This is a genomic window from Bergeriella denitrificans NBRC 102155, assembly GCF_001592185.1.
GTDB lineage: Bacteria > Pseudomonadota > Gammaproteobacteria > Burkholderiales > Neisseriaceae > Neisseria > Neisseria denitrificans.
In genome coordinates this window covers 1-9,945 of the sequence record NZ_BCWL01000062.1, presented here as the reverse complement: position 1 = coordinate 9,945, position 9,945 = coordinate 1, and the positions used below count along the sequence as shown (strand labels likewise).

General features: G+C 56.3%; 8 protein-coding genes. All 8 read left to right on the top strand.

Going from position 1 to position 9,945, the window contains the following annotated elements; translation table 11 throughout:
• Positions 1-183: 183 nt before the first annotated feature.
• Positions 184-2,574, top strand: a complete 2,391-nt coding sequence (gene gyrB / locus BDE01S_RS05115) for a DNA topoisomerase (ATP-hydrolyzing) subunit B (protein ID WP_066078193.1) — start codon at positions 184-186, stop codon at positions 2,572-2,574.
• Positions 2,575-2,773: 199 nt separating this feature from the next.
• Complete coding sequence (locus BDE01S_RS05110) at positions 2,774-3,400, top strand: LysE family transporter (protein WP_066078187.1); 627 nt, start codon at positions 2,774-2,776, stop codon at positions 3,398-3,400.
• A 30-nt stretch (positions 3,401-3,430) separates the two neighbouring features.
• The gene (locus tag BDE01S_RS05105; protein WP_066078184.1) at positions 3,431-3,676 is read left to right on the top strand and encodes a Fis family transcriptional regulator; all 246 of its coding nucleotides are present in this window, start codon (positions 3,431-3,433) and stop codon (positions 3,674-3,676) included.
• Between the two features lie 32 nt (positions 3,677-3,708).
• Positions 3,709-4,581, top strand: a complete 873-nt coding sequence (locus tag BDE01S_RS05100) for a DMT family transporter (protein WP_066078181.1) — start codon at positions 3,709-3,711, stop codon at positions 4,579-4,581.
• Between the two features lie 188 nt (positions 4,582-4,769).
• A complete protein-coding gene (gene purH, locus BDE01S_RS05095) occupies positions 4,770-6,350 on the top strand; it encodes a bifunctional phosphoribosylaminoimidazolecarboxamide formyltransferase/IMP cyclohydrolase (RefSeq protein ID WP_066078176.1) in 1,581 nt (526 codons plus the stop codon).
• Between the two features lie 253 nt (positions 6,351-6,603).
• Positions 6,604-7,914 carry a paraquat-inducible protein A gene (locus BDE01S_RS05090; RefSeq protein ID WP_245934302.1) on the top strand — a complete coding sequence of 437 codons (1,311 nt, stop codon included), beginning with the start codon at positions 6,604-6,606 and terminating at the stop codon, positions 7,912-7,914.
• Entirely contained in the window at positions 7,904-9,562 is a 1,659-nt protein-coding gene (gene pqiB / locus BDE01S_RS05085; protein ID WP_066078174.1) for an intermembrane transport protein PqiB, read from the top strand. The genes BDE01S_RS05090 and pqiB overlap by 11 nt, the downstream gene beginning before the upstream one ends.
• A partial coding sequence (locus BDE01S_RS05080) for a PqiC family protein (protein ID WP_066078172.1) occupies positions 9,562-9,945 on the top strand: 384 nt, incomplete at its 3' end. The genes pqiB and BDE01S_RS05080, both read left to right, overlap by 1 nt.

Here is a 9,945-nt window from a genome sequence, read left to right as displayed (position 1 = left end):
GATTTGCCAAAAGGCCGTCTGAAAACGATGAACCGTTTTTCAGACGGCCTTTTTGCTGAATTTCCCAGCAAAATCAGGTATAATTATGTGTTATTTTCCGCTTTGTCTGTTTACCAAGACACAGGCCGGTTTTTCAGACGGCCTGATTCGGAATTTCCCTTTAGTTTCAAAAGAAAAGACATTATGACCGACCAAAAACGCGAAGAATACGGTGCCGACAGTATCCAAGTGCTCGAAGGCTTGGAGGCGGTGCGCAAACGCCCGGGTATGTATATCGGCGACACGCAGGACGGCAGCGGCCTGCACCACATGGTGTTCGAAGTATTGGACAATGCCATTGATGAGGCTTTGGCCGGTCATTGCGACAAAATCCGCGTGATTATCCATGCGGACAATTCCGTGAGCGTATCCGACAACGGCCGCGGCATGCCGACGGGCATCCACCCGAAAGAGGGTATTTCCGCCGCCGAGGTCATCATGACCATCCTGCACGCGGGCGGCAAGTTCGACAATAACAGCTATAAAATTTCCGGCGGCCTGCACGGAGTGGGCGTTTCCGTGGTGAATGCGCTGTCCGACTGGGTTACGCTCACCATTTATCGCGACGGCAAAGAGCATTTCGTACGCTTCATCAACGGCGCATCGGAAAAACCGCTGGCCGTGGTCGGCGATACCGACAAAAAAGGTACGACCGTGCGCTTCCGTGCCAGCGAGGCGACATTCGGCACGGTGGAATACAGCTTCGATATTCTGGCCAAGCGTATCCGCGAATTGTCTTTCTTAAACAACGGCGTGGATATCGAGCTGACCGACGAGCGCGACGGCAAACACGAGAGCTTCGCACTGTCGGGCGGCGTGGCCGGTTTCGTCCAATACATGAACCGCAAAAAAACGCCGCTGCACGAGAAAATCTTCTATGCCAGCGGCGAAAAAGACGGCATGGGCGTGGAAGTGGCCATGCAGTGGAACGACAGCTATCAGGAGTCGGTGCAATGCTTCACCAACAATATCCCGCAGCGCGACGGCGGTACGCACCTGACCGCGTTGCGCCAAGTGATGACGCGCACCATCAACAGCTATATCGAAGCCAACGAAGTGGCGAAAAAAGCCAAAGTCGACACCAGCGGCGACGATATGCGTGAGGGCTTGACCTGCGTGTTGTCGGTGAAGCTGCCCGATCCGAAATTCTCTTCGCAAACCAAAGACAAATTGGTTTCCAGCGAAATCGGCCCGGTGGTGAACGAAATCATCAGCCAGGCGTTGACCGAGTTTTTGGAAGAAAATCCGACCGAAGCCAAAATCATCACCGGCAAAATCGTTGAAGCCGCCCGTGCGCGCGAAGCGGCGCGCAAAGCCCGCGAAATCACGCGCCGCAAGGGTGTGATGGACGGTTTGGGTCTGCCGGGCAAGCTGGCGGATTGTCAGGAAAAAGATCCCGCGCTGTCGGAACTGTATCTGGTCGAGGGCGATTCCGCCGGCGGTTCCGCCAAGCAGGGGCGCGACCGCAAATTCCAAGCGATTCTGCCGCTTAAAGGTAAAATTTTGAACGTGGAAAAAGCGCGTTTCGAAAAAATGCTTGCCAGCCAAGAGGTTGCCACGCTGATTACCGCTTTGGGTGCGGGTATCGGCAAGGAAGAGTTCAATCCCGAAAAATTGCGCTACCACCGCATTATCATCATGACCGATGCCGATGTGGACGGTGCGCACATCCGCACGCTGCTCTTGACTTTCTTCTACCGCCAAATGCCGGAATTGGTGGAGCGCGGCTACATCTACATCGCCCAGCCGCCGCTTTATAAAGCCAAATACGGCAAGCAGGAGCGTTATTTGCAGGACGAAGCCGAAAAAGACCAATGGCTGCTGAGTCTGGCGGTGGATAAGGCCAAGCTTATTTCAGACGGCCGCGTGGTCGAGGGCGAAGCGTTGGCGGGCGTGGCCAAGCAATTTTTGCAAGCCAAAGCCGTGATTGCCCAAGAAAGCCGCGTGATTGACGATCTGGTGCTGAATGCCATGCTGTATGCGGACGGAGTGGATTTGTCCTCGGCGGAAAGTACCGACCAAGCCATCGCCGACCTGAACGCGCTGCTCGATGAAAAAGAAGTCGCGCTCGAGCGCATTGAAGGACACGAGGGCGGCCATTTCATCAAAATCACCCGCAAGCTGCACGGCAATGTGATGGTCAGCTACATCGAGCCGAAATTCCTCAACAGCAAGGCGTATCAAACCATCAGCCAAACCGCCGCCGCGCTGAAAGGCTTGGTCGGCAAAGAGGCCAAGCTGGTGAAAGGCGAAAGCGAGCAGGCCGTGGGCAGCTTTGAGGAAGCCTTGGACATTCTGATGAGCGCGGCACAAAAAGGCATGAGCATACAGCGTTATAAAGGCTTGGGCGAGATGAACCCCGAGCAGCTGTGGGAAACCACCATGGATCCTGCCGTGCGCCGCTTGCTGAAAGTGCGTATTGAAGACGCGATTGCGGCGGATGAGGTATTCGTGACCCTGATGGGCGACGAAGTCGAACCGCGCCGCGCCTTTATTGAGAATAATGCCTTGATTGCGCAAAATATTGATGCCTAGGCGGCATCGTTGGCGAATATTCTGCTAACAGGCGGGTCAATGCTGTAGCAGAATTGGCGTTCGACTATATATGCCGTCTGAACATTGCGGCCGTCATCAGCTGCGCGGGGGAACCTGCGGTGTGTCAAGCTGATGGCGGCTCTTGGTTTCTGACCGCAGCAGAAGCGGCAGGGTGTCGGAATAATAAAGGATTAAGCGAATGGATTTTTGGCAGGGTTTTTGGGTGATTACCGGCGTACACTTTTTGGCTTGTATGTCGCCCGGGCCGGATTTCGTGCTGGTGTCGCAGCAGGCATTGAGCCGAGGTAGGGCGGCGGGCTTGCTGACCGCATTGGGCATCGCGCTCGGTTTCGGCGTGCACATCGTTTACTCGGTGCTCGGCATGGTGACTCTGGTGGCGCAGTCGGCGCCGCTGCTCTTGGCGGTGAAAATCATCGGCGGCCTGTATCTGGTGTATATCGGCTACAAAGGCATCCGCGCCAAAGCATCGGGCGAAGTTGTGGAAGTGCGCGTGGAGCAGGCTGCGGCCGAGCCGGCGTGGAAAGCCGTATGGCGCGGGCTGCTGTGTAATGTACTCAACCCCAAAGCCGTGGTGTATATGCTGTCGCTGTTTACCGTGGTGTTGTCACCGAGTACGCCGATGTGGCAGATGGCCGCTTACGGCGCATGGATGACGGTAATGCTGTTTATCTGGTTTGCGCTGGTGGTGCTGATGCTGTCTATTCCCGCCATCAACCGCCGCTTCCGGCGTTTCGGCCATTGGATAGACAGAGTGTGCGGCGGCGCATTGGCCTTTTTGGGCATCAAAGTCATGAGCGGCAGCTGAGCGCTTGGCCGTCAATATGGAATTATCAACATGAAAAAACACATTCCCGATATCGCGCAATGCGTGGCGCATAACGTCAAACAATATTTCAAGGATTTAAACGGCGAAGCTCCCTGCGCGGTGTATGAAATGGTGCTGAACCAAGTCGAAAAGCCGCTGCTGGAATGCGTGATGGCAGAATGCGGCGGCAATCAGAGCAAGGCCGCCGCCATGCTGGGGCTGAACCGCAATACGCTGCGTAAAAAACTGCTGCAATACGGTCTTTTGGAAGCATAAAGGCCGTCTGAAAAACAAGGATTGGAGCGCCGATGGGCTATCAGATACTTGCCATGATGATTTGGGGCAGCTCGTTTGTGGCTGCCAAATACGCCTACATCATGCTGGATGCGGTGTGGGTGGTGCAAATCCGCCTGCTGGTTGCCGCCTTGCTGGTTTTGCCCGCCTGCCGCCGCGCGCTCGGTCGTATTCCTAAGGATAAATGGAAGCCGCTGCTGTGGCTGTCGTTTTTCAATTATGTGGTGGTGCTGATGCTGCAACTGGTCGGCGTGCAATATACTTCTGCCGCCAGCGCCGTCACCATTGTCGGGCTGGAGCCGATTTTGATGGTGATGGTCGGCCATTTCTTTTTTCACGATAAAGCCAAATGGTATCACTGGCTTTGCGGCGCGGCGGCGTTTTTCGGCGTGTTGCTGCTGATTTTGGGCGGCGGCGAGGCGGGCGGCGAGATTGATTTGTTCGGCTGCCTGCTGGTGTTTTTGGCAGGGCTGGTGTTCTGCCTGATTATGCGGCCGACGCAGAAACTCATCGCCGATATCGGCGCGGCAACCTATACGCCGGTATCGTTGGCGGTGTCGGCGCTGATGTGTCTGCCGTTTTCCTTTATGCTGGCACAGGATTTCAGTATAAATTGGAATCTTGAGGGCGCGTTGGCGATTCTCTATCTGGGCGCAGGGTGCAGCTGGTTTGCCTATTGGCTGTGGAACAGGGGCATGGGCAGCGTATCGGCCAATCTGTCGGGGCTGCTGATTTCGCTCGAGCCGGTGTTCGGCGTGTTGCTGGCGGTGGTATTGCTGGGCGAGCGTCTCTCCTTGGTTGCAGGGTCGGGTATTGCCGTTGTGATTGCCGCAACGCTGGCGGCGGGTATGTTGCCGAAGTGGTTGGATAAGGGAAAGGCCGTCTGAATATTTGGTTTTTCAGACGGCCTTTTTTGTAAGCAACCCCTGAAATTGTCAACATTTCTGCTGCCAAAAATCCCAAAATAGCGGATAATACAGTCCGTAAAAATTTCCGATTTTCCACGCCGTTTCGAAGGGGAAATACCCGGCGCAGCGGCCTTGATTTCCGAAACTGCTCAATAAAAGGAATCCAAATGGCAACCGTAAAACGTGCCCTGATCAGCCTCTCCGACAAAACCGGCGCGGTTGAATTTGCCCAAACGCTGCACAAGCTGGGCGTTGAGATTTTGTCCACCGGCGGCACCGCCAAGCTGCTGGCCGACGCGGGCGTACCCGTGATTGAAGTGGCCGATTACACCGGCTTCCCCGAAATGCTCGACGGCCGCGTGAAAACGCTGCACCCGAAAATCCACGGCGGTATCTTGGGTCGCCGCGACTTGAGCGAGCACGTTGCCAAAATGGAAGAATACGAAATCGGCAACATCGACTTGGTGGCCGTGAATCTGTATCCCTTTGCCGCTACCATCGCTAAACCCGGCTGCACGCTGGAAGACGCGATTGAAAACATCGACATCGGCGGCCCGACCATGGTGCGTTCCGCTGCGAAAAACTGGAAACACGTTGCCATCGTCACCGATACCGCCGACTTCCCGGCTCTCGCCGCCGAGTTGGAAAGCAACGCCGGCGCCCTGAGCGATAAAACCCGTTTCAACCTCTCGCGCAAAGCGTTCAGCCACACCGCCCAATACGACGGCATGATTTCCAATTATCTGACTTCATTGTCCGACGAAAAACTGGCGGGCGAGCCGGAAGTCGGTGCTTTCCCGACACAGTTCAACCAAAGCTGGGTCAAAGTGCAGGACATGCGCTACGGCGAAAACCCGCACCAACAAGCCGCGTTTTACCGCGATATTTATCCGGCGGCGGGCAGCTTGAGCGCGTACAAACAATTGCAAGGCAAGGAATTGTCGTACAACAACATCGCCGATTCCGACGCGGCTTGGGAAGCAGTCAAATCCTTCGACCAGCCCGCCTGCGTGATTGTCAAACACGCCAACCCGTGCGGCGTGGCCGTGGCCGCCGACACGCTCACCGCCTACAAGCTGGCCTACGCCACCGATACCACCAGCGCGTTCGGCGGCATCATCGCCTTCAACTGCGAAGTGGACGGCGAAACGGTGAAGCAAATCACCGACAACCAGTTTATGGAAGTGCTGATGGCGCCGTCGTTCACCGCCGAAGCATTGGAAATCGCCGCTGCCAAGAAAAACGTGCGCGTGCTGGAAGTGCCGCTGCAAGCAGGTGCCAACCGCTTCGAGCTCAAACGCGTCGGCGGCGGCCTGCTGGTACAAACCCCCGACATCCACCAAATCCGCCGCGAAGATTTGAAAGTGGTGTCCAAACGCCAACCGACCGAGCAGGAATGGCAGGATTTGATGTTTGTGTGGAACGTGGCCAAATATGTGAAATCCAACGCCATCGTCTTCGGCAAAGGCGGCCAAACCTACGGTATCGGCGCCGGCCAGATGAGCCGTGTCGATTCCACCCGCATCGCCGCCCGCAAAGCGCAAGACGCCAATCTGGATTTGAACGGTGCGTGCGCCGCATCTGACGCCTTCTTCCCGTTCCGCGACGGCATCGACGTGATTGCGGAGCAAGGCATCAAAGCGATTATCCACCCTGCCGGCTCCATGCGCGACGAAGAAGTGTTCGCCGCCGCTGATGAACACGGCATGGCGATGGTGGTGACCGGCATCCGTCATTTCCGCCATTGATTTTTTGATGTGTCCGTGCCATATGTAATGGCATAGGTAAGAGTAAGGCCGTCTGAAAGTGATTGATTTCAGACGGCCTTTACCGTTGTTTGCACACGTTTTGGAGATTCTGCTCTATAATGTCGGGTTTCCAAAAACCGACTATAGTCGGAGAGTAAGTTTTGATACAAGGCGAACCAACGCCGTAGCAGAAATTAATTTCGCCAACTATATATGATTTTCCTGCCGCCCGCGCGCGGCCCTGACCAACCTTATGAGATTTTTCCCTGCCCGTATCGGCTACGGCATCCGTCGCGATGACGCGACCCTGCCCGCGCATACTGTGGACTGCCCCGACTGCGGCAGCCGCATGGCCGTGCCGCGTCTGGAGCAGGGCTGTGAGGTGCATTGTCCGACCTGCAACCATGAAATCGTGCAGGTGGAAAAGCGGCCTTATGCCGCGCCGCTGGCTTATGCGACGGCATCGCTGATTTTGATGGCGTTTGTGTACAGCATGATGTTTGTCACCGTCGAGATGCTGGGCGTGGTGTCGATTTTGTCGCTGCCCGAAATGATGCGCCTGCTGATTTTGCAGGATTTCGGCTTTTTGGCCGAGGTGATGTTTATCCTGACTTTCGGCACGCCTTTGCTGTATCTGCTGCTGTGCGTTTATGTGTACGGTGCGCTGGCCTGGCGTTGGCGGCTGCCCGCGCTTTTTTGGGCAACGCGCGTGCTGGTGCGGCTGCGCCATTGGATTATGGTCGATGTGTTTTTTATCGCCACGCTGGTGGCGCATATCAAATTATCGTCGGTAGCGGCGGTCGAATTCGGCCCGGCGTTTTATCTGATGTTCGGGCTGGCGCTGATGCTGGTGCGGACTTCCGTGTCCGTGCCGCAGCATTGGGTGTATTACCAAATCCACCGTATGCGCGGGCAGGATGTGGCGCAGGCGGCCGAGCCGGATAAAATCTGCTGTAGCCGCTGCCTGTATTTCCGCCCGCAGCACGAAGCAGAGTGCGGCGTATGCGGCGCGGATTTATACCGCCGCCGCCCGAACAGCCTGGGCATTTCGGCGGCTTTTCTGGCAGCCGCGGCCATTCTGTATATCCCGGCCAACCTGCTGCCGATTATGATTTCCTCCAATCCGACCACGGTGGAGATTAATACGATTTTCAACGGCATCGTCTATATGTGGAAAGAGGGCGATCATCTGATTGCGGTGATTATTTTCTGCGCCAGCATTCTGATTCCGATTTTGAAGATTATTTCCATGGCGGTATTGATTGCCTGCGCGTCTGTCTGCCGCCCGCCGATGTCCGCGCCGAAAATGGCCGTGATGTACCGCCTTACGGAAGCGGTCGGCCGCTGGTCGATGATTGATATTTTTGTGATTATTATTTTGATGAGCGCCTTTCACACCAATATCGCCCGGGTCGTACCGGGCGAAGCGGCGCTGTATTTCTGTCTGGTGGTCCTGCTGACCATGTTTTCCGCTTATTTTTTCGATCCGCGCCTGATTTGGGATAAGTGGCACAATCGTGCCGCGATTTCAGACGGCCGGGAACACGCACACGATGAACGATAAAAAAACCGATTTGCCGGCCGTACCGGCCAAAATCAAGAAAACCAATGTTTTTGCGTCCGTAGTTTGGGTTATCCCGCTGGTGGCGCTGATTGCCGGCGGCTGGCTGCTGATGAAGCAGATACGCAACACCGGCCCGACGGTCACGCTGCTGATGGACAGCGCGGAGGGCATCGAAGTCAACAATACCGTAATTAAGGTATTGGACGTCAATGTCGGCCGCGTCACCAAAGTCAAGCTGCGCGAAGACCAAAAAGGCGTGGAAATTACCGCCCAGCTCAATGCCGATGTGAAAAACCTGATGCGTAGCGATACCCAGTTTTGGGTGGTGAAACCGCGCATCGACCAAAGCGGCGTCACCGGCTTGGGCACGCTGCTGTCCGGCTCGTATATCGCCTTTACGCCGGGCAAAAGCGAAGAGACGAAATACGAATTCCAAGTGTTGGACATTCCGCCGATTGCCGCCATCGGCCAAAGCGGCCTGCGCCTGAAGCTGGAGGGCGACAACGACCGAATTTTGAGCGTCGGCAGCCCCATTCTGTTTGAAAACTTTATGGTCGGCCAAATCGAAAGCGCGCATTTCGACCCCGTGGGCCAGAAAGTGCATTACACCATCTTTATCCAAAGCCCCAACGACAAGCTGATTAACTCCGGCAGCCGCTTCTGGCTGGAGAGCGGCATCAACATCAAAACCGACGGCAACGGCATCAGTCTTGATTCCGCGCCGCTGGCCGCGCTGCTTTCCGGCGCGATTTCCTTTGATTCGCCCGAGCGCGACGGCGGCAGTCCGGTGGCCAACGAAGAAGCCTTCCAGCTTTACGGCAGCCGCAGCGAAGTGGAAAACCTGGCCGGCGAGCGTTCGCTTTATTACACCGCCTTTTTCAAGCAGTCCGTGCGCGGCCTGAGCGCAGGCGCACCCGTGGAATACAAAGGCATCAACATCGGTGTGGTGGCCGACGTGCCGTATTTCGCGCACAACGACAGCCTGCATCTGTTTGAAAACGGCTGGATTCCCGTGCGCCTGCGCCTGGAGCCGTCACGCATGGAAATCAATGCCGACGCGCAAAGCAAAGCCTATTGGCAGCAGCAGTTTCAGACGGCCTTAAATAAAGGCTTAACCGCCACCATCAGCAGCAACAGCCTGATTACCGGCAGCAAAATGATTGAGCTGGACGATGCGCCGTCGTCGCTGCCCAAGCTCAAACCGCACAGCGTGTACGGCGGCGATACCGTCATCGCCACGCGCGGCGGCGGCCTGGACGGCATTCAGGCGCAGGTCTCTGCGCTGTTGGAGAAGTTCAACAGCCTGCCTTTGGATAAAACCGTCGGCAGCCTGAACGGCTCGCTGGCCGAATTGAAAGCCACCCTGAAAACGGCCGACAAGACCTTGAATTCGCTCAATACCTTAGTCGGCAAACCGCAAACGCAAAACATTCCGAACGAGCTGAACCAAACCCTGAAAGAGCTGCGTCAAGTGCTGCAGGGCGTATCGCCGCAATCGCCCGTGTACGGCGACGTGCAGCAGACCCTGCAGAATCTGGATAAAACGCTGAAAGACGTACAGCCTGTTATCCAAACCTTGAAAGAAAAACCCAACGCGCTGATTTTCAACAGCAGCAGCAAAGACCCGATACCGAAAGGAAGCCGCTAATGCGTATCGCCGCCCTGACCGCCGCCCTCCTGACCGCCGCCTGCGGCACGGCACAAAGCCCGCAATATTTCGTATTGCCCGACAGCCAGTATATCCGCCCGGCCGAGCGGGGCGCGGAAATCGCCGTCAAAGCGTATCTGAGCGATGCCTTGGATACCGGCGGGCTGGTGTATCAAACCGATGCCTACCGCCTCAACTTCGCCCGCAACCATTTGTGGGCCAACCCGCTGGATGACGCGCTGGCCAATAATCTGAGCAACCGCCTCAACAGCTTAAACCGCCGCTATACCTTTGTGCCTGCCGCCCGCAGCCAAAGCACGCAGCAGCTGAAAATCTATGTGGAAGCGTTCAACGGCAGCTACTCGGGGCAAACCGTCGTCAGC

Coding starts and splice junctions, on each gene's coding strand:
- gyrB (WP_066078193.1), top strand. CDS start 184: ATGACCGACCAAAAACGCGAAGAATACGGTGCCGACAGTATCCAAGTG.
- BDE01S_RS05110 (WP_066078187.1), top strand. CDS start 2,774: ATGGATTTTTGGCAGGGTTTTTGGGTGATTACCGGCGTACACTTTTTG.
- BDE01S_RS05105 (WP_066078184.1), top strand. CDS start 3,431: ATGAAAAAACACATTCCCGATATCGCGCAATGCGTGGCGCATAACGTC.
- BDE01S_RS05100 (WP_066078181.1), top strand. CDS start 3,709: ATGGGCTATCAGATACTTGCCATGATGATTTGGGGCAGCTCGTTTGTG.
- purH (WP_066078176.1), top strand. CDS start 4,770: ATGGCAACCGTAAAACGTGCCCTGATCAGCCTCTCCGACAAAACCGGC.
- BDE01S_RS05090 (WP_245934302.1), top strand. CDS start 6,604: ATGAGATTTTTCCCTGCCCGTATCGGCTACGGCATCCGTCGCGATGAC.
- pqiB (WP_066078174.1), top strand. CDS start 7,904: ATGAACGATAAAAAAACCGATTTGCCGGCCGTACCGGCCAAAATCAAG.